The organism is Vibrio sp. 10N.261.51.C6, assembly GCF_041471785.1.
Classification (GTDB): Bacteria; Pseudomonadota; Gammaproteobacteria; order Enterobacterales; family Vibrionaceae; genus Vibrio; species Vibrio crassostreae_C.
This window is the reverse complement of record NZ_JBFRPB010000055.1, coordinates 1-22,962: the sequence shown is the minus strand read 5'-3', so window position 1 is coordinate 22,962 and position 22,962 is coordinate 1. Positions and strand designations below refer to the sequence as shown.

Genomic DNA, 22,962 nt, shown 5'->3' with positions numbered 1-22,962 from the left:
CTAATCTGAACGATGAACAACGTCCAAATATTCATCTTGTTTATTAAAAATATTCATCTTGAATAATCTAAAGCTGAAAAATTAAATCCATCTGGACATCTAGACGTTTACAAATGAAAGAAAACCCCGTAGGGTGATTATTAAGAAATATTGAATTGGCTTAGGGAATATGAGGAATACTCATGATAGAGCTTAAACACCTTCGAACATTAACCACCTTAAGAGACAGCGGCTCACTAACCGCGACTGCAACCTCTCTTCACCTGACTCAGTCGGCACTTTCACACCAATTGAAAGACCTAGAGGCACGTATTGGTGGTCAGCTTTTCCTACGTAAAACTAGACCAGTTAAGTTCACCTCTGAAGGTGAGATTTTGCTTAGGCTTGCCGATGAGATACAGCCAAGAATAGCTAAAGCGGAGAACGAACTCGCGAGCCTGAAAGAGGATGTGAATGGTCGTTTGCACATGGCGATTGAATGTCACTCATGCTTCCAATGGTTAATGCCTGCTTTGAAGGAATATCAAGTGGCTTGGCCAAGCGTAACGCTAGATTTCTCGTCAGGCTTTGGGTTTGAGCCGCTACCCGCGCTAATGGCAGGCGAGCTAGATTTGGTGATCACATCAGATATACAGCCTCGTTCTGAAGTTCATTACGAGCCACTTTTCGATTTTGAGATGCGTCTTATCACCGCGATCAACTCGCCTTTGGCCGATAAAGCGAGCATTAATCCGCAAGATCTTAGCGATCTCACCATGCTCTCCTACCCAGTTCAAAAGCAGCGTTTAGACGTCGTGAAACACTTTTTGCAGCCTGCAGGCGTAGAACCTAAGAAGTGGAAACAAGCAGACAACACCTTGATGTTGGTGCAAATGGTATCGGCGGGTTTAGGTGTGGCGGCATTGCCAAACTGGGCGATCAGTGAGTTCTCAAGACAAGGTTTGATAGCCAGCAAGCCGTTAGGTAAAGGGCTTTCAAGAAGACTGTTTGCCGCAGTAAGAAACTCAGAAAAAGACAAACGTTACCTGCAGGCTTTCTTTAGCACAGCAAGACAGCAAAGTAAGAGTCACTTAGATGGCATTGAGGTCGTTTAAGAGGTTCATTATTGGGCTCGCTTAAGCCTTTGTTAAATCGGATAGACAAACGCCAGAAACAAAAAAAGTCACAGATAATCTGTGACTTTTTAGTTTCAGTACCGATGATTTTCGATATCTGTTGATTCGCGAAAATAGACTATCTTGGATAAGACTTAAACTGGTTAGTCAATGGGTCGTATTGATAGCCAAGCATATCCAGCTTACCCACAACACTTTCTATATCCATTTCATACATACTGATCAGCTCTTCAAAGCTATCGCACTCTAGGCGAAGTTTTTCATTCACGATTCCCAGCAAGATAATGCTATCGAAACCTTTGACGTTGCTTAAATCCATCTCGTACTCCTTACGAACACACCGACTAGAATTAAGTTTAGAACGCTTACCAACGCCATGCTAAAAAACTGATCACACTTCTTAAAGAGAATGCGTGATTAATGAGCGTACGTAATTAATGAAAGTGCGCGATTAAAGTGCCCAAACAGGCGTTAAACCCACAGCCGCCGCCAATAACATCAGTAACGAAATCGTCAGTTGCAGTTTTTCCGGGGTTTTAACGAACAGTAAATGCCAACACCAAACCACGATAGCGGAGATTAACAAAGCAAAGCTGAACAGTAGCGTTGAAATCACAGGCTCTAGTTGAGCTTCAGACAGAGAATAAACACTCACGACTGTCGCCAAAACCACTAACATCCCCGTCAGCACACCAACAACGGGCAGAACACGGTGAAATGCCTGTAAGCGTGTTCTTGCAATCGTCAGCAGTAAATGGCCAAACGCTGAGCCTAACAGTGCCACTAGCAATACAGTAGTGATGATACCAACGGTAGTTGCTTGTTCCGTCGCTTGGATAGCAACGTAAGACAATGCCAAACCACAAGCTAAGTACATCACCCAAATAGGGCCAGAATCGCGTGTCTTCTTAGTTTGAACTTGAGAATAGAAATAAAAGATCGCAAACACGACCAGAAAGGCTTCAATTTTTACTGAGGCAACGGCAAGCCACAGCACGCCAATCGCAGGTAACATCTTGTGGATACGACCACGCTGCCCCGGACAAATATCCCCTTTCACCAAGATGAGGGTTAAGATCAGTTGGGCTCCTAAAAGCATCGGAGCAAATTGTACTAATAACGTTTCGACCATTGTGGATCTACTTCTTCAGACTTATTTTCGCGAATAATATCAAAAACTGCTGCGAACACTAATCAAAATCACAAATTAGCGACGTTATTCAAGGCTTCAACTATGCTGTTGTATGGTTCTTTTGTCGCCATTTACCGTAAAAAGACGAAAGACACCAGAACTAACAGGGGCATGTTCTACTGGCTAGTCTAGGCTCATGCCGCTATAATTCCCGCCTCAAAAATCAGAGGTTGAAATATGTACAGCGATATCACTCCTATTCACGAACACAAAAAATACTGGGCCGAGTGCTACGGAACTGCACCCTTTTTGCCTACCAGTAGAAAGGAGATGGATGCTCTTGGATGGGATAGCTGTGACATTATTATTGTAACTGGTGACGCTTATGTCGATCACCCGAGCTTTGGTATGGCTATCATCGGCCGTCTGCTTGAAGCTCAAGGTTTCCGCGTGGGCATTATTGCTCAACCAAAGTGGGACAATAAAGATGCCTTCATGAAGCTAGGTAAACCTAACCTATTCTTCGGCATCACAGCGGGTAACATGGACTCCATGATCAACCGCTACACCTCTGATCGCAAATTACGTCACGATGATGCTTATACTCCGAACAATGAAGGTGGCAAGCGTCCTGATCGTGCAACTCTGGTTTATTCTCAACGTTGTCGTGAAGCTTACAAAGGCACGCCAATCGTGCTTGGTGGTATTGAAGCGAGCTTACGTCGTGTAGCTCACTACGACTACTGGTCAGATAAAGTTCGCCGCTCTGTATTGTTTGATGCAAAAGCTGACATTCTTCTTTTTGGTAACGCTGAGCGTGCACTGGTTGAAGTAGCACACCGCATTGCCGATGGTGAAGACATGTCTACGCTGACCAATATCCGCGGTACTGCTATCAATCTTCCTGCGGCCCCTGAAGGCTTCAAGATCATTGACTCTTCTCGTATCGAAAAGCCGAACAAAGCGTATGTTCCGGTTAACCCGTACGAAGTTGAAACTCAGTGTGATACCAAGAAAGACGAAAAAGAAGAAGTAAAAGCGCAACCTATTACTATTCGCCCTTCTCGTCACGATGCAAAAACTACAGCGGTTCGTATCCCAGGTTACGAAAAGCTAAACAATGACCGTATTCTTTACGCTCACGCTAGTCGTATTCTGCACCTTGAGACAAACCCGTACTCAGGTCGTGCTCTGATTCAACGTCACGGTGATCGCGAGCTTTGGATTAACCAAGCGCCTATTCCATTGACCACAGAAGAGATGGACTACGTGTTTGGCCTTGCGTACAAGCGTGTTCCGCACCCGATGTACGGCAAAGCGAAAATCCCAGCATACGACATGATCAAAACCTCGGTTAACATCATGCGTGGTTGTTTTGGTGGTTGTTCTTTCTGTTCAATCACAGAGCACGAAGGTCGCATCATTCAGAACCGTTCGAAAGAATCTATCTTGGATGAGATCGAAGACATTAAAGATAAAGTACCGGGCTTCACAGGTACTATTTCTGACTTGGGCGGCCCAACGGCGAACATGTACCGTTTAGGTTGTTCAGATCCAAAAGCTGAAATTAACTGTCGTCGTCCATCATGTGTGTTCCCGAAAATCTGTGAAAAGCTAAACACAGACCATCAACACACTATCGACCTGTACCGCTCTGCGAGAAAAGTACCGGGTGTTAAGAAGATCATGATCGCTTCTGGTGTACGTTACGACTTAGCGATTGAATCTCCAGAATACGTTCGTGAGCTTGTGACTCACCACGTTGGTGGTTACTTGAAGATTGCTCCAGAGCATACTGAAAAAGGCCCACTGGATCTGATGATGAAGCCGGGCATGGGCACTTACGATCGTTTCAAAGAGATGTTCGAGAAGTACAGCGCTGAAGCCGGTAAGAAACAGTACTTAATTCCTTACTTTATCTCTGCTCACCCGGGCACAGAAGATGAAGACATGCTTAACCTTGCAATGTGGCTGAAAAAGAACAACTACGAGTGTGACCAAGTACAGAACTTCTACCCATCGCCAATGTGTAATGCAACGTCGATGTACTACTCAGAGACTAACCCTCTGAAACGCGTGAAATATAAGAAGCGTGAAGATGTTCCTGTGCCGAAAGGTGATCGTCAACGTCGTCTGCATAAAGCACTGCTTCGTTACCACGATCCTGAAAACTGGAAAATCATCCGTGAAGCACTGATCAGCATGGGTAAACAGCACCTAATTGGTGACAAAGCAAACTGCCTAGTACCAGCAGAAGACTTTGATGCACAAACACCGGCACAACGTCGTAAGTCTGGTCGTCACGGTTCACAACGCTTTGCGACTAAGCACAGTAAATCTCAGCCAGGTCTTGGTGGCGAAAGCCCACGTAACCACTCTGGTAAGAAACCGGGTGGCAAGAAGCCGAATGGTAACGGCAACGGTAGCCAAGGTAATGCTAACCAAGGTGGCGGTAATGGCAATGCTCGTAAACCAGCGACTGGCTTCATTAAGAAAGGTCCTGGTGGTCAGCAATCACAAGGTAATGGCGGCGGAAATGGCAAACCAAACCGTAACAAAGCGGGCAATGGTCAAGGTGGCAAACCTGCAAGTAACGGCAAGAACCGCCAGCGCGCAGCACAACGCTAATATCGCGAACCGATTGACTTCGCTATCGTAAAAACACAAAGCGCAGCTATTTAGCTGCGCTTTTTTGTGTCTGTTACAAGATAGCCTAACGAGCAAACACCCAATACTGACTAAGCAAATAGTTACTGACCATGCCCACCAAGATGCCAACCGCCATTGCGATAAACACTGCCCCTGTAAATGCAGGCAGCAATTCAGTCATCAACTTAAAGCACAGCAAATTAGGTATCGCCGATATTGATGCAGAGAACATGAACTTTTGCCATTGAATCAGCTTTTCGGACCAATTCCCCTGCCCTTTGAATTCAAAGGTCAACACTCGATTTCCAAACCAAGTTGTCGTTGCTGCAACGATGAAAGAGCCAATTCGAGCACTCATTAACGGCAGCCCAATAACGTAATGCAGCAACGCAAACACGGCACAATCGACAACAAAGCCACCCGACCCCACCATAGCGAATTTAATCATCTTATGATGAGGTTGTAGTTTTTGGTTTAGCACGTCGAACTTGTGGCTAAACAGTCTCGATGACGAGTTAAAATTGAACATCGCCATCACTTCGAATATGGCTCAACGATAGATTTGGTTTGATGTTTTGGCTATGACAACTAAATAGAGCGCGCTTGATCTTCACCGTCGGCTCTAAAATACAGGTCAACGCATTGTCTTTAATCTTGGTTTCCACTTCCGCTCTTTTACCAATCAGATAGAACTTGTCGATACCATCTAACTGCTTAACATCAAGTAGCTTTTTCGCTTGTCCATGACTGTAAAATTGCCCAGAGAACGGTCGTTTACCGATGTAAAAGCTCGGCGCTTCATCCGTGATCTGCTCGAAGATAATACGGTCACTTTTCTCGTTCGCTTTGCCTAGGTTGAGGTAGACCATCGCAATCATTAACAGCACAGGTAGCACCAAAGCCACACTCGAGAACCACTTCTTATCTTTTTCTACCACAAGCGTTGCCACCAGCAAGCCAAGGGCTGGAATACCCGGTAGGACGTAAGCTGGAAGAATATTACCCGCCATAGTGAAAAGAATTAGAGGAGAGACCAACCAACACACAAGGAATGAAAACAACCCACTATGTTCAGCGTTAACTTCTGCGATTTTCTTACGACGGGCGAAAGTCAAAATAGGCAACACAATCGACCACGGCGCAGCTGCTTGAATCCAGAAAACCCAAATCATTCCTCTTGTTTCATCATGGGCTGAACCATAAAGATCCCCTTCCCAACCACTCACAACAAAACGCTTAAAGTGTTCGCCAACAATAAAGTAGTCGATGAAGCCCGGCGTTGCCATTTCAGCCATGATGTACCAAGGTAGAGCAATCGCTAACATCACACCTAAACCAGACAACAATGGGAAACGTTGCCAAAGCGCTTTGAAAGCACCAAAGAAGCCGTGTTGTAATACCAACCAAGGGAAAACTGCGATACCCATGATGACAATCGCTACCGGCCCTTTTGCCAGCAAGCCTAATGCTAAACCAATGAAACCAACATAACCCCAAGACCGATTAGTCTTCGCACTCCCTTCACCCTTCCCCGCTTCTCCTCCTAGCCAACATAGGTAGAAACCCAGCATGGCAATAGTCATCGCTAAGGTTAACGCGATGTCTGTCATCACAGCACCTGCCGCAATAGAGAAAATACCACATGTCGCCAACACTACCGCGGCAACCAACGCACTTTGCCCTGTTCGTTTCGCCATGTAAGCGGTCAACAAAATCGTTGCTACACCCGCTAACCAATGTGGTGCGCGAACGGCAAACTCACTCAAACCAAACAGCTCAATGCCAATCGCGCTCATCCAGGTAAACATCGGAGGCTTACCCCAGAAAGGGATGCCGTAATCAAATTGAGGGGTTAACCAATTGCCGGTTTCTACCATCAAGCGAGCCATCTCACCGTAGCGCGCTTCCGTAGTGTCCATTAAAGGGTATGTCGCCAGAGATAAGAGCCTTAGAACCAATGCAAAAGCCAACAAATACCATAGGTGCGTTCGGTTCAGGCTCATGCTGACTCCTCTAATTTAAAATGCGTTTTTAATGCAGGGGTATCGACCACCGATTGGATCAGATACAAAGGACGGTTCTTGGTTTCGATGAAAATACGACCTATGTATTCCCCCATTAAACCAATACTCAGAAGTTGAATGCCGCCAAGGGCAAGTTGAACCACCATCATTGACGGGTAGCCCGTAATAGGCTCACCAAACATCATGGTTTTGAACACGATGAAGACGCCATACACAAAAGCGGTAAGCGCCACTAATCCACCAACGGCCGTCGCAATACGCAGTGGGCGGATAGAAAATGATGTGATGCCATCCATCGCCAATCCGATGAGTTTCAGGTAGTTCCATTTCGTCTCGCCACAGAAGCGAGCATCGCGCTTAAACTGAATCGTTGCTTGCCTAAAACCCGGCCATGAGAAAATACCTTTCATGTAGCGATTACGTTCAGGAAGTTGATTGATATGGTCGACGACTTCACGGCTTAACAGTCGGAAATCACCGACATTTTCTGGAACATCGATCTTCGCTGCCACGTTCATGACTTTGTAAAAGCTTGCTGCTGAAAACTTCTTAAACCACGTTTCACCATCACGCTGGCTGCGCTGCATATTCACAACGTCATAGCCTTCGCGCCACTTGGCAACCATTTGTGGGATCAGCTCCGGCGGATCTTGCAGGTCTGCGTCTAACAAGATCACCGCTTGTCCTCGGCAATGCTCAAGACCAGCACTCATGGCTGACTCTTTACCAAAGTTACGGCTTAAACCAATCACAGAAATTGAGCTATTGATTGAAGTGAATGAACTCACCAAGTCCAAGCTGTTGTCTTTGCTGCCATCGTCGACATAAACAATCTCACTCGTGATCGGTAAGCTATCAAGCACCTTGGTAAGGCGAGAGTGGAACTCTTCCAATACCTCTTGTTCATCGTAAAAAGGCACAATGATAGACAAAGAGACCGCAGGATTGATCTGCGATGTAGATATCTTAGGGCGGCTAATATGAAGTTCAGACATAATACGTTCTTCTATTTTTTAATCTGAAGCCAATCTACCCTCCCATAAGTGAAAGTTATGTTATTGACATATTTTTCACGCTCACTCAGGATAATGTTACTGTCTATTTCTGTATGAGAATCAAAATGAAACGAGTTCTATTAGTCGAAGATAACCGTGAAATTGCAGGTGTCTTGTTTGATTATTTTGAGTGTATTGGCATGGAACTCGATTACGCAGACAACGGTGAACTTGGCCTACAACTCGCGTTGGAAAACTCATTTGATATCATCATATTGGATCTAATGTTACCGAGAATGGACGGCCTAACGGTTTGTAATAAACTGCGAGACCAAGGTAACGCGACACCTATTTTGATGCTGACCGCCTTAGATAGCCGAGAAGATATGCTGAAAGGCTTTGAACACGGTGCCGATGATTACCTCACCAAGCCATTTGATTTGGATATTCTAGAAGCAAGAATGAACGCGTTAGTCCGTCGTTACCGCGGAAAAGTCGCCTCTTCAAAACTTCAGTTCGATGAACTCACCATCGACCAAAAAACCCGTAAAGCTTACCGCCAAGATAAACTACTAGCGCTCAACCCAACCACTTACACCATACTTGAGATGCTGTGCCAAAGCGCACCTGAAGTAGTCACTCGTGAAGCTATTTCCTACAAGTTATGGGAAGAAAACGAACCCAACAATGATGTGTTGCGCAGTCACATTTATCAGTTACGTAATCAACTCGACAAGCCTTTCGACACTCAGATGTTAATTACGGTGCCTAAAGTTGGCTTCCGATTGGAGCCATCGAATTGATTTCAAATGTTCTTACAAGCACAAAAACCCTAACGGGCCGCTTAGCGGTTTTCTTTGGGTTAATGGCCGTAATTGTGTCGGCATTTGTCTATGTGGTATTTATCACAGCCCTGTACTTGTCGGAAGACCGCGTGGGTGAAAGACGCATCCTAATTGACCGCAACTATGCAGTCGGGTTATTCCAGTCAGGTGAAAGTGGAGAGCTTCGTATTGATGACCTGACTATCGCTTACAACGATCTTTCCTATCTACCGAAAAAGTATTTAAAGTATATTGAAGGCAAAGAAAATTTCATTGGTGAGGTCGGTGAAGATCCAGAATCTCGCATGGTCTATGTAGGCGAGTATACTCATGAAGGTAGAACTCACCCTATTGTTCTGCTTTCTGAAATAGACCGTGTCGAGCTTAGTGTCTTTGAGCTCGTTTATGCCACCACATTTGTATTAGCCCTTCTCTCTATTCTAATATTCAGCTTCGGAGCTCTGCTCTATCGGTTGTCTAAACGGCTGATTGAGCCCTTCAACTCCCTGTCTGAACAGCTTGAATCCAATAAGCTCAATCTAAACGAAGAATTTGGAGTGAATGACGATGCGGCGGTGGAGTTTCGTCAGTTGACGGATCAACTCAATCAATACAGAAGAGAAATCAATTCTCTAGTAAAACGCGAGCAAGCTTTCGCACGCTACTCAAGTCATGAACTAAGAACTCCGTTGACTGTTGCTCGTGGTGCCAACAAACTGTTACTGAGAAGCGAAACAACCGAATTTCAATCTCGTCAGGTTGAACGTATTGATGAAGCCATTGTTCAAATGTCTGAAATGGTCGATGCACTGCTTGGTTTGGTTCGTTATGAAAGAAACAGTGACGATGCACCGCTGCGCTTGTTTAGTCAGCAAGAGTTAGAAGCTATCGTTTCCAAGAATTCATTACAGGCGGATGAGAAGCAAGTCGAGATATCCTTACACATTCAATCAGAGCCGACCATTCAAGCCACCAGCGCGATCATGAATATGTTGGTCGGCAATTTATTGAGGAATGCCATTGCAGCGACCAATAGTGGCACTGTCACGGTTACCCTGTCCGAACAGAGTATTGTGATTGAAGACCAAGGTGAAGGCCTTCAGGAACAATACAATCCGAATGGTCATGGATTAGGTTTATTGATTGTCGAGGACTTGTGTCAACGCTTCCAGTGGGGCTTTGAATTGGTCAATCGCAGCTGTGGTGGATGTACCGCTAAAATCACCTTTCAAACCGATCTATCCTCATCAATCCCAGAGCAAATGAATTCGTAGTTCACGGCTCAATATCGAACGAAAACTTGATTTAGTTGGTTTACAGCGGTCCCTAGCTACTAGATACTCGCTAGTCCTATTTGAACTATAAATGCTGGCTCTTGAGTCAGCATTTTGTCTAAGTGCGATGAAACTAAATAATAGCCCTGTAACTCAACATCAATACAACGACCACACCTTTTTCTTAAAGCGTGACGATCAGCTTCATTCCCACTTTTGCGGCAACAAAGCCAGAAAGTTCATGAAGCTACTGGAAGACGAGCACCCAAGCACTACCACCCTAATAAGCTATGGTTCCGCTCAAGCCAACTCATTGTTCTCGCTAGCCGCACTTGCAAAAATCAAAGGTTGGACGCTTGAGTTCTACGTCGACCACCTGCCTCAATGGCTACAAGAACGCCCACTCGGCAACTACCGTGGCGCTATCGACCTTGGGGCTGAGGTTATTTCAGTCAAAGAAACAGGCTCTGAACTTCATCCACAGACGTATATTGAGCAAGTCAGACAGCCTGACTCACAATGCATTGTGTTACCAGAAGGTGGACGCTCTCAGCTTTCTGAATATGGCGTAAAACAACTGGCGATGGAAATACTGAGCTGGACTCGCTTTGAAAACCAATACGATTTTGTTGTGGCACTGCCAGCAGGCACAGGCGCCACGGCTCTGTATCTACATAAGCATTTAAAACTACACAACATCCCGGTATTAACCTGTGCATGTGTTGGCGGCAGTGATTACCTAACGCAACAGTTCAACGAGCTTGGCGAAACCGATCACCCGCAGATATTACCGCTTAAAGCCAAACACCACTTTGGTAAGTTGTACCAGCAGGACTATCAAACTTGGTTGGATCTACAAGAACAAACTGATATTGAATTCGACCTGCTCTACGACCCATTAATGTGGCAATGCTTAGAGCAATGGCAAGAAGAGAACCCAACCAAAACCGTCATCTATATCCATCAAGGTGGCATCTTAGGTAATGAGTCGATGTTGCCGCGCTATCAACGTAAGTACCCAGAACTTCGAAGTAGCCACACCGCTGATAACGCTACTTGGTAGTAATCCGTTCTTTTCTACTCTAATGCCCCGCGTTTCTGCGAACTGAGAATTTCTCAGCGCATCATGAACAGCCATCGCACTCCCTTTCGATGGCTGTTTATCAGTAATAGCCACCTGCTATCCCTGCCAGAAATTTCAAGTTAGAGACAGAAATCTGGCGAGAATCATCGCGTTATCTATACTTTCGATTGGAACGTCAATTGTCATCGAAAGGAATTACGCATGCGAAAACTCACTACACTCGGCCTGTTTTCAGTTTTACTGCCCTTCTCTGCGATATCAGGAGAAAACGTCACTTACCAAGTCGATGGGATGGATTACGAAGGTTATTGGAGTGAGGCCAGTGACCAAGCACCTTTAGTACTGCTAATACACGATTGGGATGGCTTAACCGATTACGAAAAGAAACGTTCTGAGATGCTCAACGAACTCGGTTACAACGTGTTCGCCATCGACCTATTTGGTAAAGGCATTCGCCCGACCGAAGTGAAAGATAAAAAGCAACACACAGGCGAACTGTATAAAGACAGAGAAAAAATGCGTAAGTTGCTCAACGCTGGTGCCATGGAAGCGAAAAGACTTGGCGGCAACTTAGATAACAACGTAATGATGGGATACTGTTTCGGCGGAGCCGCTGTATTGGAAGCCGCTCGTGCGGGCATTCCTTCGAAGGCTTATGTCACCTTCCATGGCGGTTTATCAACACCAAAAGGTCAAGACTACTCGCAGACAAAGGCTCCGGTTGTCGTGTTCCACGGTACGGCTGATGCCATGATTTCAATGCACGACTTTGGCAACCTTGCCGCTGAACTTGAAACAACCAAAGTTCCGCATGAAATGATCACCTACAGTGGGGCGCCGCATGCCTTTACCGTGTTCGGCTCTAATAATTACCAAAATGAAGCTGACCAAAAATCGTGGGAACGATTCACTCATGTGTTAGAAACCACCACCCGATAAGCCGCGACACTCAAACCAAATTAGCCCATGCTTAATAAACATGGGCTAATTCGTATGACCAAGGATTTGGATGAACTACATGTAACGATGGATGCTCAAGTCGTCTGCTTTTATATCGCAATCAGAGCCACTGACCACGCTTGCCAAGATCTTTCCTGAGCCACATGCCATTGTCCAACCTAATGTCCCATGTCCAGTATTTGTAAATAGGTTCTTGATAGGCGTCTTACCGATAATAGGCGTACCATCCGGCGTCATTGGTCTTAACCCAGTCCAGTATTCAGCCTTAGAAAAGTCACCCGCTTGTGGGAAAAGATCTTTAATCACCATATCAATCGTGGCTTTGCGTTTTTCAGGGATAAGGTAATTAAACCCCGCAAGTTCTGCCGTCCCTGCAATGCGAATACGATCATCAAATCGCGTCATCGCTACCTTGTAAGTTTCATCCATCACAGTCGAGGTTGGTGACTTATCTACATTCACGATCGGCAGTGTTAGCGAATAGCCTTTCACTGGATAAACCGGGATCGACAAATCGACTTGCTTCAACAGTTCTCGAGAATAGCTTCCTGAAGCGACCACGTAAGCATCCGCTTTGAACTCGCCTTGAGTCGTTGTAATACTCTCAATGGTTTGATTCTGATGATTGAGCCTAACCACTTCGGTATTAAACACGAACTGAACGCCGAGTTGCTTGGCTTTTTCGGTCAAGGTTAAACAGAACTGATGACAATCACCGGTTTCATCGTGTGGTAAATACAGGCCGCCCACCAGCTTGTCTTTAACGTCTGCTAAACCAGACTCCACTGACAGACACTGTTCAACATCAAACAGCGAGTGTTCGATTCCACTCTCTGTTAATAGCTTCATATCCTGCTGAATAGCGTCCAATTGTTTTTCGCTTCTGAATACTTGCAAGGTGCCTTTCTGCCGGCCCTCATAAGCCAAATCTTCACTGATTCTTAGATGAGTCAGGCAATCTCGGCTGTAGTTAGCGACTCGTAACATCCGCGATTTATTCTGTGCGTACTTGGCTTCATTACAGTTGGCGAGCATCTTAGTCGCCCAAGACATTAACTCTGGAGAAAGAGAAGGCTTCACTTTAAGTGGCGCATGTTCTTGGGTAAGCCATTTCATCGCTTTCAAAGGGATGCCCGGTGCCGCCCATGGTGATGAATAACCGTAAGAAATTTGCCCGGCATTCGCAAAACTGGTTTCTTTGCCACTGCTATCTTGACGATCAATAACCGTGACCGAGTGACCTTCTTTTGCCAAGTACCATGCGCTGGTCAATCCAATAACACCACTGCCAATTACAATAACTTCCATTCTCTTCCCCTAATGCCTGACAAAGCCAAATCTGTCGAACACAGCTGTCAGTCTAAAACTCGTTTCGTTAATAATTTGTAACTTATTCCGCATGTGTTGACTTAACAATAGAGGTGGCATTGACAAAACATCAATTCGACTCGAAAACAAATCCAGCAGTTTGGAAGTGTGATATTGGCGGTATTTGAAAGCTTAGGTAGGAGTCGCTAAGTAAACTGATTAAGCCTAGATATTGTAAGCGTCATGACTCAAGAAAGTGGCGTTCTCGAGTAAGAAATCTAACAAGGTTTCCGCTTGTAGCGTTAGTGCACGGCCTTTCAAAGATTGAACCTTAACCGTCGCCTTCGATAACATCTCCAACTCGGTCGCAACCACTTCAATCTGCCCTGATTTTATCTCATCGATCACGGTGAGCTTGGGCATAAAGGTGACGCCCAACCCTGCTGAAACAAAGTTTGTCAGTGCAGTGACCGAATTGGTTTGTAGCTTTGGCTGCAAGGTAAGATGGGAAATTTGTTCAGCCTGCTTTACCAGCCTCCCCATGCCGGTCGAGTTATCGATCAAGGCGAGAGAAGCGTCTTGAATATCTTGCATTACCACTGGTGCTTCTTTCATCGTAAGGAAGTGCCCCTTCGGAGCAATCAATTCGAGCGGATGACTACGCTCGACGTGTGAATGCAGTTTAGGATGAGGTGCAGACGCATAGGTTATCGCAAAGTCTATCTGTTGATCTTCCAACATCTTGACTGCATCCAATGCCCCTGCGATCTCAATAGAAAGATTGATATCAGGGTATCGAGCCATGAAGGTTTGCATCGGTTTAGAGACCAAGTTAGTAATAAATCCTTCTCCAATCGCGATGCTAACATTACCGCCCTTGAGGTTTTTAAGCTTGGTTAGTCGAGCAAGCACTGCCGCCTCTCCACGAACAATGGAGCGATAGTAGTTCAACAGTTCGTTCCCCGCCTCAGTCAGCAGAGATTGGCGGTTGTTGCGCTCCCATACTTTCATTTCCGCTTGCGCTTCTAACTGTGTCAGCATTCGACTCATCGCGGCAGGGTCAACGTTCATCATCTTAGATGCCTTACGTAACGACCTGTATTTTGATAACGCGTTTAAGTACTCGAGAGCACGGATATTAAAGTGGTGCATTCAACTTCCTTGTAATTCAACTGACACTTAATCAAGCGTCTCACAAATTTGCTGCGAACATATATCCCAATTTATCAAGATCGTAATTGCTCTTACTAACTTGTGCACCGAGTCACTTCAAGACATCACATCAAAGGCTGATATACGTGTTTTAGCTTGCTGTCGATAAAACAAAGGCGACAACTTTCGTCATCGCCTTTGTGGTCATTATCCCGATGTAAACCTCAAGCAGTCAATAACCGGTCACTTCACTACAGACCAACAAAGAAACTGATCACCAATGCGTTGATCAAATCAACAAAGAAACCACATACTAATGGCACCACAATGAATGCTTGTGGGCTTGCGCCATAGCGGTGAGTTACTGCGGTCATGTTCACAATTGCTGTTGCGGTCGAGCCTAGAGTGATACCACCAAAGCCGGAACATATCACCACAGAGTCGTAGTTTCTTCCCATCAAGTAATAAACGACAAACACAGTAAACAGCAGCGAAAGTAAGATCTGGATACTCATGACAACAGAGATATAGCCAAACAGTCCATCGAGGTCCCAGATACGTAACCCCATCAATGCCATGGTTAAGAACATGCCTAAGCAGATATCAGAGATCATCGCTAAGCCTTTTCGGCCTTGAGCGATTTTCTCTTGTGTACGACGCTTCTTAAACAATGCACGACCGACGTTTCCGATTAAGATACCAGCGATTAAACAGCTAACGAATAACGGCAGTTTTAGGCCCATAGAGTCGATAACTTCACTCAAGCTGTAACCCAGCATTAGTGTTAAGTTAAGAATCAACCACGCCCATAGAACGCCGTAGTGACTAAGCTCCGTTTTTGTTTCACTCTCTTGGAATGCACCAACCGTAACCTCTTCTTCATTAGAAGGGCTTACTTTGTGTTTATTGAGCAGGTAGTTGGCAATCGGGCCACCAATCACACACGCTGCAATTAAACCAACCGTGTTTGAAGCGACACCAAGTTCGAGCGCGTTAGCAATACCAAACTCTTCCACAAACATTGGCGCCCAAGCTAACGTTGTGCCTACGCCGCCTATCAAGCTAACAGACCCAGATAGCAAGCCTGCTTTCGCATCCATTCCAAAGCCAGAAGCGACTGCCATTCCGACTACGTTTTGCAACACGATAAAAATGGCAGCAAGACACAGTAGGATGAACAACGGTCGCCCGCCTTTAATCAGTGTTTTAATATCCGCTTGGAGCCCGATGCCAGCAAAAAAGTAGACAAGCAAAAAGTCTCTGACATCTAGGCTAAAAGTGATTTGGATTTCAAAAATATAGTAAAGCGCCGCTACGGTCGCTGCGCAGACAAAGCCACCAATCACAGGCTCTGGCAGTGAATACTTTCTTAATACTTCAGATCGCTCGATCAAACCTTTACCGATAAACAGTAATGAAATCGCGATCGTAAAAGAGAGCATTGGAGAAACTAGGGTTTCTGTCATGAGGTTATGGATTCCTAATAGTTAGATTATTCATAATATTGCGTACTATTAATAATCTAGGTTCACGCCAAAAAATCAAGCGATTATCTATGATAAAAACACCTAATATGGTTAATTCTGCGACGGTATTAATAGAGATTATAACTATAAAGCAATGATTAAAGGAACGGATATTAGGGAGGTATACAGATGAGGTGGGATATAGAGGCTCTAAAACGAGAAAACCCCAGCATTTCTGCTAGGGTTTTGAATAGTGGTGGAAGGATGGGGATTTGAACCCCAGATACGCTATAAACGTATACTCGCTTTCCAGGCGAGCGCCTTAAGCCACTCAGCCATCCTTCCACAAATTGTGTGTTGAGCATGTCACTCAACGAGGCGCTACTTTATTGATTCTGCTTGCTTTGGTCAAGGGGCATTCTCAAAAAAAGTGCCTTTTTCGGTTTGTTCGATTACAAATTAACTCATTAGATCAAAAACAAACCAAATTTCATTCTTTCGCTGCACTTACGCTTGTTGCTTTTCTTAAGCTTGTTGATAGTAGCCAGGAACTCGAAACCATTTACGACACATATCGAGGAAGTAGCCGTAAAGTACGCCCATACCGCACGAGATAACTGCATTACTGGTGACAGCCGTAACGATCTGGTCGCCTGAAGCACCCACTGCCAACAAAATACCCGCATACACTGGAGACTGGAATAACACGTATGCCATCAAATCAGACAAGTTTTTCATCAATGAGCTTTCTGAAAGTTTTGCACCATTGCGTAAGAACCAATCACGAAAAACGCCATAAGGCCAAGCGATAGCAATGTTTACAGGAATAGATAACGTTCGAGAAGCAAGAGATTGCTCAAACGTCATACCAGAAATAAACACTTCTACGATCATGCCAGAAATAAAACAGAAAACGACCATAGCAAATGTATCCGCAGCTGCGTTTCGAATACAAAATGGACCACGAGACTTCATTGACGACAAACCTAAAATATATCACTGCTTAATTAGTGATTTAGTAACATATAAACAAGGCACATTTGCACCTCACCAGATAATGTCGCTATTAAATCACAAGATTAGTAGTCATACACTCCAAATTAAAAATCAAGTTGTAAATTAACAACCAAAAACCACTTTAAAAGCAGTCACTTTCACCAAAAAATCCAACCAAGGTCAAATATTGGACAGTTCGTCATTTACTTACCGTAATTAAACAACATTTAAGCCATAGGTAGATTTACAGTAATGATATTAATGACATCTTGTGTAGGTGGTGATCCTAAAGCAACCTGCTCTAACGCTTTATCGACTTGTTCAGTAAGTTCCGCGTTGTTCATAGCTTCAACGTGGACACGTAGGCTCTCTAGTGCAAATTGAATCAGTTCTAGGTTGTTGTCTTCTAGCGCCACATACAACGTCACTAACAGCTCTTCAGTGTTATCTTTGTTGCGAAGATCAGGTTTAGGCAGTGACTCGCTTTTACTTTTCGAATCGTGTGGTTTTACGTCTTGGCTTTCGAGCTCATCCGCTTTTACTTCATGGTATTGATAAAGCTTATTTGAATAGCGGAACAAGGCATCATCCAGTTCACGCTCGTCAATCGGCTTAGCAATAATATAATCCACACCTGCCCCCAACATACGCTCACGAGTCTCTTTAAAGACATCAGCCGTACAACCAAACACCAATACCGATGACACATCGCCTATCAAAGCACGAATAGCAGTGGTTGATTCAACGCCATCCATCACAGGCATATGGTTATCCATGAGCACCAAATCAAAGCGCTCAGCAACCACGGCTTGTATCGCAAGTTCACCGTTTTCGACGCTCTTACAGGTAAAGCCTTTACTGCTCATGAAGGCTTCAATGATCACCGTGTTAGTTCGGTTGTCCTCGACGATCAGTACCTTTAAGCCAGAGTAGTCCAACTTCTTATGTGGCAAACTCTCGATTTCTCCTGGCTGACATGGCTGAATCTTCAAGCGAACATCAAAACTCGTGCCTATCCCTTCTTCACTGGTGACGGTAATACTGCCATCCATCAACTGGGCAATTTTCTTCACAATCGCGAGGCCAAGGCCAGTACCGCCAAAACGCCTTGTGGTCGAAGACTCCGCTTGTTCAAACGGTTTAAAAATACGCTTCTGAGCTTCTTTAGAAATACCAATTCCGGTATCACGAACTCGAATGCTCAGATAGGTGTCACTCCCCTCTACAACTTCTTTCAGGTACACCTCAACAAAGCCTCTGGAGGTGAACTTCACCGCGTTGTTCAATAGATTAAACAAAATTTGGCGAAGGCGAGCTTTATCTGAGAAGTACCAACGACCCGAAGTCACCTCAGAGTACACTTTGAATTGAAGCCCTTTCTCGGAAGACAATGTGTAGTAAACACTGTTAATACTGCCGATGATCGAATCAAGCGGGAAACGCGTTTCATCAAGATCCAACCTGCCCTGCTCGATCTTCGAGAAGTCTAAGATCTCGTTGAGTAGAGTCATCATATGATCGCCGGACTCATACAAGCTCTTAAGATGCTTCTCTTGTTCAGAATTTAGAGGCGTTTTTAATAGGATTTGAGCGGTACCCAATACCCCATTCATCGGAGTGCGAATTTCATGTGACAAGGTCGCAAGGAAAGCGGTTTTTGCATTGGTGGATGCCTGAGCTTTAACCTTTTCCGCTTCGAGATAAATGGTCTTTTCGTTGAAGGTTTTAATCAAATGGCCGATTTCGTCATCACTCGGGTAATCCACATCAATGATTTCGCCGGCTTTCGAACTATCAACCTGTGCTGCAATCCTTGTGATTGGACTAATCAAATAACGGTTCAATAAGTAATACCCCGCCATGACACAAAGTAGCAATAGCGGAACAATACCGCCTTCAATGCTCATCACCTGACGAAACACTTCGTCTTCTACTCGTGATTTGGAGTTCACCACATCCACTTGCCAGCCGAAATCACCAAATTGATTGCTACTGATGTAAATGCCTTCAACGAGATTAAAGTTATGCGAAACCAACACTTGGTTAAGCTTATCTCTGAGCGTAATGCCAAGGTTGTATTCTTCGGCGTGGTTCTTGATAAAACCAAGCAGCTCTTCGAGCGAGAGATCCACCGTGGCAACACCGGCAAAAGTACCGTCGTAATAATAAGGGGAAGACGCCGTAATCATTCGAACGTGTGTGTATGGATCGATATACACATCGCTCCAAGAGATCGTGCCTTGTTTTTGGTTGACGACAGAGGTGTACCAATACTCTTCTTGATAAGGGGCATTTTGGGGGTTGTTGTAAGAATATATCTGGTCGATTATTCCATCGTCGGCTTTATTAAAAAAGTAACTGTTGAGAAGCTTTTTAGAATCAAGCGCATAAGGTTCGGGCCAAATACCGGCACTGACAATCGTATCGTCGCTCGCCGCCAACATGGACTTAAAGAGCGGAATAACATCATCACCGTTACGATGCGCTTGAGCAAACCCAACGAGACTGTCTACGAAGCCTCGAGAACTACTGAGTGGCTCTGTAATCAATGCGGATAACAGTTGCGTACGCAAGTCGAGGTTTTGTTGTAATTTGGCGCGCACAGGGGATTCTACGACGTAATACGTCACACTACCGACAATGGCAATAAACATCGCAAGGTATAATCCAAGCGCTACCATGCTTTTTTTCTTTAAAGACGACCGTATCTGCATAATTCTTTTATTGTTTTCTTTTCTGTTAAACCTAGTGTTTATCATCCATGACATCAAGCCTTTTTAGATTGAAGCTTGATTGGCACAAGTTCATTGGTACTATAAGCGCAAATATGTTCCCTTTTACGGTACCTCACTTTGACTTTACAAGATATTCTTGCGCTTCCAGAGTTGGAAGGAAAGCTAATCACAGAACACAAAACAATGGGCTTTGTCACTGCAATGGCAGCGGCACCGAATGTGTTAACCCCGCATGAGTGGCTACCGTTCTTATGGGGTGGCGAAGAAGTCGCACCTTTTACGGATGGTGAACAGCTAGAAAGCTACATTGAAGTTATCATCGAGCTTTGGAATAAAACCCGCCCAGAACTGATTGAAGGGACTTGGGTTTGGCCTGAAGCTTGTCAATTAGACGACGAAGAAGTGGTGAACACTGCCGCTCGTGATTTTTGTGAAGGCTTGCTTCAAGGCTGGCAGATTGCTCGCGACGATTGGGAAACACTAATGCCTGAAGAGAGCGAAGATAACGCACTCGTTGGCGGTGTCCTGCTGTCACTGAGCATGCTTTACGATCCAGAAACGTCAATTGCTACGCTTGCAGAGCAAGGCATCGAAGGCCTAGAGCAGTTCGAAGAGATCTTTAACGCTGTTCCTGTGATGCTTTGCGGACTAACGCAGCGTGGCATTGCACTGGCTGAAGCTCAATAACAGTTAGCTTTATACAAGCCAAAAGGCCTCATTATGAGGCCTTTTTTAGTTTTCAGACGAAATAAAATAGTCGCTTTAGAAGCCTTTCCAATCGAAGTCATCAATTCGCTCATCAGCAATATAAAACAGCTTAGTGCCACTGCTGACCACTTGATCTAACTCTGGGTTGAGTTCAATACCGCTCCCCGTATCAATGGCGATCAGAGTTGCTTGATACTTCTCTTTAAACACTGAGAAAATAGGCGCGACGGTGACAGACTCAGCGTCTTCAGGGAAATACGTTGAATACTGTGTCATGCCTCTTGTTGAGCTCAATAATTCTTGGTGAAGCGCACTGGAACCTGGGTCTACCGCAGCCTTTGCTAGCATCTCAGCACCCACCGCTGGAATACATTCTGAGTTAGGGCAATGCTTGTGTAACAAATCGCTCAGCGCTTCATCTTTAAAGTAAACAAGAAGGTGCGCTTTAGGGTTTCGGTTGGCACAGTAAAGCGCCGCAGATAACGTAATGTCGTCTTCTGGGTTATCAATCAGGATGCAACTTGCAGACTCAATGCCCGTTTTCTCCATCTCTTTGCCATCGGTGTAGCTGTTTACTTTGACGAAATTGATTTCACCGGGTAACGGGTTCTCGATATCTGAACGCGTACATAGCACGATTGGTCGTTTACCCGTTTCTTCGTGTTGTAGCATGCGGATGAGATGAATGGTTCTTTGCTCATTCCACCCCAACATCAAAATGTGGTTGTCCACTCTAACTCTCCTTTTTCCTAGCAAGCCCGCTCGCCAATATTCAACACCTTCTGTCGCCACTTTACCGAGCAACGCGGCAAAAAGGCTCAACCCGCCTGGAATCACAAATAGAATAACGATCCACTGCCCCGCTACCGTGGTCGGTGATAAATCACCATAACCAACCGTAGAAGCCGTCACCACCAAGTAGTAAGCGAATACGGTAACCGAACTGGTTAAATCTGTTTCACCCGCCAAATACAGCATCGACCACGATAAAGCGATGTAGCCAAGAAAAGTGAACAGTAAGTTTTTGCCATTCAAAACAAAGATGTTTGCTTTGATCCAGCGTTTGAGTTGTAACCAGATTATCATTCGAGCCTCTAATCTTTTCCTCTTACTTACATGCTAGAAAAAATACGCGATATCAACAAGATGTATCATCAGAAAAAGATACATGACCACAAGATTGATATTGGCGGCCTATACGCAGATACAAAAAAACCAGCACTATTGGCTGGTTTTTTTATTGGTTAGATAAAAGAACGACTTACGCGTTACCTTTTACCTGCACATTTAACTGCTCTGCAAAATCTAGCATGCGGTTCAATGGAATAAGAGACTTCACGCGTAATTCGTCAGAAACGAAGATTTCGTGTTGCTCACCACCATTCTCAAGCGCGTTTTCAATCGCTTCAAGGCCGTTCATTGCCATCCAAGGACAGTGTGCGCAGCTACGACACGTTGCACCAGCACCCGCTGTCGGCGCTTCAATCAGCTCTTTTTCAGGAACCAATTGCTGCATCTTGAAGAAGATGCCTTTGTCTGTCGCAACAATCATCTGTGGATGAGGCAGCTCTTTTGCTTTCTTGATCAGTTGGCTTGTTGAGCCTACAGCATCAGCCAGTTCAACCACGCTTGCTGGTGATTCTGGGTGAACCAAGATAGCCGCTTCTGGGTATACCGATTTCATTTTCTTCAAAGCATCAGCTGAGAACTCATCATGAACGATACACTCACCTTGCCAAAGCAACATGTCAGCGCCAGTTTGATTTGCGATGTAAGAACCTAGGTGACGGTCTGGCCCCCAAATAATGGGTTTGCCTTCAGCGTCTAGACTTTCAACGATTTCTAAAGCGATGCTCGACGTAACTACCCAGTCTGCACGAGCTTTAACAGCTGCAGAGGTGTTCGCGTATACAACCACAGTGTGGTCAGGGTGAGCATCACAAAATTCTGTAAATTTGTCAGCTGGGCAGCCAAGATCAAGCGAACATTCAGCTTCAAGTGTTGGCATTAAAATGCGTTTTTCAGGAGTAAGAATCTTTGCAGACTCACCCATGAAACGAACACCAGCGATGATCAAAGTGCTTGCTGAGTGACGGTTACCGAACTTAGCCATCTCTAATGAATCGCCAACGAAACCACCAGTTTCTTCTGCCAGAGCCTGAATTTCAGGATCGGTGTAGTAGTGTGCAATTAGAACTGCATCTTTTTCTTGAAGTAGTTTTTTGATGTTTGCGATGTGGGCCTGTTTCTGAGCGTCGCTCAATGGAACTGGCTTAGGCGGAAACGGGTAAACTGTATCGATTTTATCTAGTATATGACTCATTGCTCTTGCTCTACGCAACTTCTTCCGAGAATCCGAGTATTCTACACAGGACAGCGATTGGGATCAAAAAGGATTGGTTGCAAGCGGTGACTAGCTAATGCTTAAAACGCATAAACAAGGCGATGTGTTGTCATCACTAGCAAGAGAAGTAAACACTAAACGGAAGTGAACAGGTATAAAAAAGAGGCGCCTAAGCACTAATGCCGTTCACTTAAGA

Annotated in this window: 19 protein-coding genes and 1 tRNA gene; 7 read left to right on the top strand and 13 right to left on the bottom strand. The window is 44.9% G+C overall.

The annotated features are described in order from the left end of the window. The first annotated feature begins 182 nt into the window (after positions 1-182). On the top strand, positions 183-1,094 hold the full coding sequence (locus AB4375_RS14925; RefSeq protein WP_372051889.1) for a LysR substrate-binding domain-containing protein: 912 nt from the start codon (positions 183-185) through the stop codon (positions 1,092-1,094). Positions 1,095-1,233: 139 nt separating this feature from the next. Here the strand turns inward: AB4375_RS14925 and AB4375_RS14920 are convergent, their stop codons facing one another. Together AB4375_RS14920 and AB4375_RS14915 are read right to left on the bottom strand one after the other, a co-directional pair. Then, the gene (locus tag AB4375_RS14920) at positions 1,234-1,434 is read right to left on the bottom strand and encodes a DUF4250 domain-containing protein (protein WP_004736508.1); all 201 of its coding nucleotides are present in this window, start codon (positions 1,432-1,434) and stop codon (positions 1,234-1,236) included. A gap of 132 nt (positions 1,435-1,566) precedes the next feature. Next, positions 1,567-2,247 carry a hypothetical protein gene (locus tag AB4375_RS14915; protein WP_017069996.1) on the bottom strand — a complete coding sequence of 227 codons (681 nt, stop codon included), beginning with the start codon at positions 2,245-2,247 and terminating at the stop codon, positions 1,567-1,569. 330 nt (positions 2,248-2,577) lie between these two features. On the opposite strand from AB4375_RS14915, the gene AB4375_RS14910 reads away from it, so the two are divergent. Then, entirely contained in the window at positions 2,578-4,875 is a 2,298-nt protein-coding gene (locus tag AB4375_RS14910) for a YgiQ family radical SAM protein (protein WP_408063645.1), read from the top strand. Between the two features lie 85 nt (positions 4,876-4,960). On the opposite strand, the gene AB4375_RS14905 is transcribed toward AB4375_RS14910, so the two are convergent. The 3 genes from AB4375_RS14905 to AB4375_RS14895 are packed head-to-tail and all read right to left on the bottom strand — an operon-like array spanning position 4,961 to position 7,915. Further along, positions 4,961-5,425 carry a GtrA family protein gene (locus AB4375_RS14905; protein WP_017062031.1) on the bottom strand — a complete coding sequence of 155 codons (465 nt, stop codon included), beginning with the start codon at positions 5,423-5,425 and terminating at the stop codon, positions 4,961-4,963. Beyond that, positions 5,412-6,899: an ArnT family glycosyltransferase gene (locus AB4375_RS14900; protein WP_372051886.1), complete on the bottom strand. Its 1,488-nt coding sequence runs from the start codon at positions 6,897-6,899 to the stop codon at positions 5,412-5,414. The genes AB4375_RS14905 and AB4375_RS14900 overlap by 14 nt, the downstream gene beginning before the upstream one ends. Next, a complete protein-coding gene (locus AB4375_RS14895) occupies positions 6,896-7,915 on the bottom strand; it encodes a glycosyltransferase family 2 protein (RefSeq protein ID WP_017062033.1) in 1,020 nt (339 codons plus the stop codon). Before AB4375_RS14895 ends, AB4375_RS14900 begins: the two co-directional genes overlap by 4 nt. A gap of 125 nt (positions 7,916-8,040) precedes the next feature. On the opposite strand from AB4375_RS14895, the gene AB4375_RS14890 reads away from it, so the two are divergent. The 4 genes from AB4375_RS14890 to AB4375_RS14875 all read left to right on the top strand — a co-directional run bounded on the left by AB4375_RS14890 (position 8,041) and on the right by AB4375_RS14875 (position 12,036). Beyond that, positions 8,041-8,718 (top strand): response regulator transcription factor, encoded by a 678-nt coding sequence (locus AB4375_RS14890; RefSeq protein ID WP_017062034.1) that lies wholly within the window; start codon positions 8,041-8,043, stop codon positions 8,716-8,718. Next, positions 8,715-10,013 (top strand): sensor histidine kinase, encoded by a 1,299-nt coding sequence (locus tag AB4375_RS14885; protein ID WP_372051885.1) that lies wholly within the window; start codon positions 8,715-8,717, stop codon positions 10,011-10,013. The genes AB4375_RS14890 and AB4375_RS14885 overlap by 4 nt, the downstream gene beginning before the upstream one ends. A 127-nt stretch (positions 10,014-10,140) precedes the next feature. Continuing rightward, complete coding sequence (locus AB4375_RS14880) at positions 10,141-11,076, top strand: pyridoxal-phosphate dependent enzyme (protein ID WP_372051884.1); 936 nt, start codon at positions 10,141-10,143, stop codon at positions 11,074-11,076. A gap of 222 nt (positions 11,077-11,298) precedes the next feature. Beyond that, complete coding sequence (locus AB4375_RS14875; protein WP_372051883.1) at positions 11,299-12,036, top strand: dienelactone hydrolase family protein; 738 nt, start codon at positions 11,299-11,301, stop codon at positions 12,034-12,036. Between the two features lie 75 nt (positions 12,037-12,111). Here the strand turns inward: AB4375_RS14875 and AB4375_RS14870 are convergent, their stop codons facing one another. The 6 genes from AB4375_RS14870 to AB4375_RS14845 all read right to left on the bottom strand — a co-directional run bounded on the left by AB4375_RS14870 (position 12,112) and on the right by AB4375_RS14845 (position 19,660). Beyond that, positions 12,112-13,365 carry a D-amino acid dehydrogenase gene (locus tag AB4375_RS14870; RefSeq protein WP_102332479.1) on the bottom strand — a complete coding sequence of 418 codons (1,254 nt, stop codon included), beginning with the start codon at positions 13,363-13,365 and terminating at the stop codon, positions 12,112-12,114. A 225-nt stretch (positions 13,366-13,590) separates the two neighbouring features. Continuing rightward, positions 13,591-14,517, bottom strand: a complete 927-nt coding sequence (locus AB4375_RS14865; RefSeq protein WP_372051881.1) for a LysR family transcriptional regulator — start codon at positions 14,515-14,517, stop codon at positions 13,591-13,593. A 251-nt stretch (positions 14,518-14,768) separates the two neighbouring features. Then, complete coding sequence (gltS, locus tag AB4375_RS14860) at positions 14,769-15,983, bottom strand: sodium/glutamate symporter (RefSeq protein WP_017070004.1); 1,215 nt, start codon at positions 15,981-15,983, stop codon at positions 14,769-14,771. A gap of 254 nt (positions 15,984-16,237) precedes the next feature. Beyond that, positions 16,238-16,328: transfer RNA gene (locus tag AB4375_RS14855), tRNA-Ser, on the bottom strand. A gap of 180 nt (positions 16,329-16,508) precedes the next feature. Next, positions 16,509-16,958, bottom strand: coding sequence for an L-alanine exporter AlaE (locus AB4375_RS14850; RefSeq protein WP_017062062.1), 450 nt, complete (start codon positions 16,956-16,958; stop codon positions 16,509-16,511). 248 nt (positions 16,959-17,206) lie between these two features. Then, positions 17,207-19,660, bottom strand: a complete 2,454-nt coding sequence (locus AB4375_RS14845; protein ID WP_372051880.1) for an ATP-binding protein — start codon at positions 19,658-19,660, stop codon at positions 17,207-17,209. 171 nt (positions 19,661-19,831) lie between these two features. Here AB4375_RS14845 and AB4375_RS14840 point away from each other — a divergent pair, with 171 nt between their 5' ends. Next, on the top strand, positions 19,832-20,401 hold the full coding sequence (locus tag AB4375_RS14840) for a UPF0149 family protein (RefSeq protein WP_017062064.1): 570 nt from the start codon (positions 19,832-19,834) through the stop codon (positions 20,399-20,401). A gap of 75 nt (positions 20,402-20,476) precedes the next feature. Here the strand turns inward: AB4375_RS14840 and AB4375_RS14835 are convergent, their stop codons facing one another. Then, a complete protein-coding gene (locus AB4375_RS14835) occupies positions 20,477-21,508 on the bottom strand; it encodes a potassium channel family protein (protein WP_017063519.1) in 1,032 nt (343 codons plus the stop codon). A gap of 175 nt (positions 21,509-21,683) precedes the next feature. Beyond that, positions 21,684-22,745 carry a quinolinate synthase NadA gene (gene nadA / locus AB4375_RS14830; RefSeq protein ID WP_017062067.1) on the bottom strand — a complete coding sequence of 354 codons (1,062 nt, stop codon included), beginning with the start codon at positions 22,743-22,745 and terminating at the stop codon, positions 21,684-21,686. Positions 22,746-22,962: the final 217 nt, after the last annotated feature.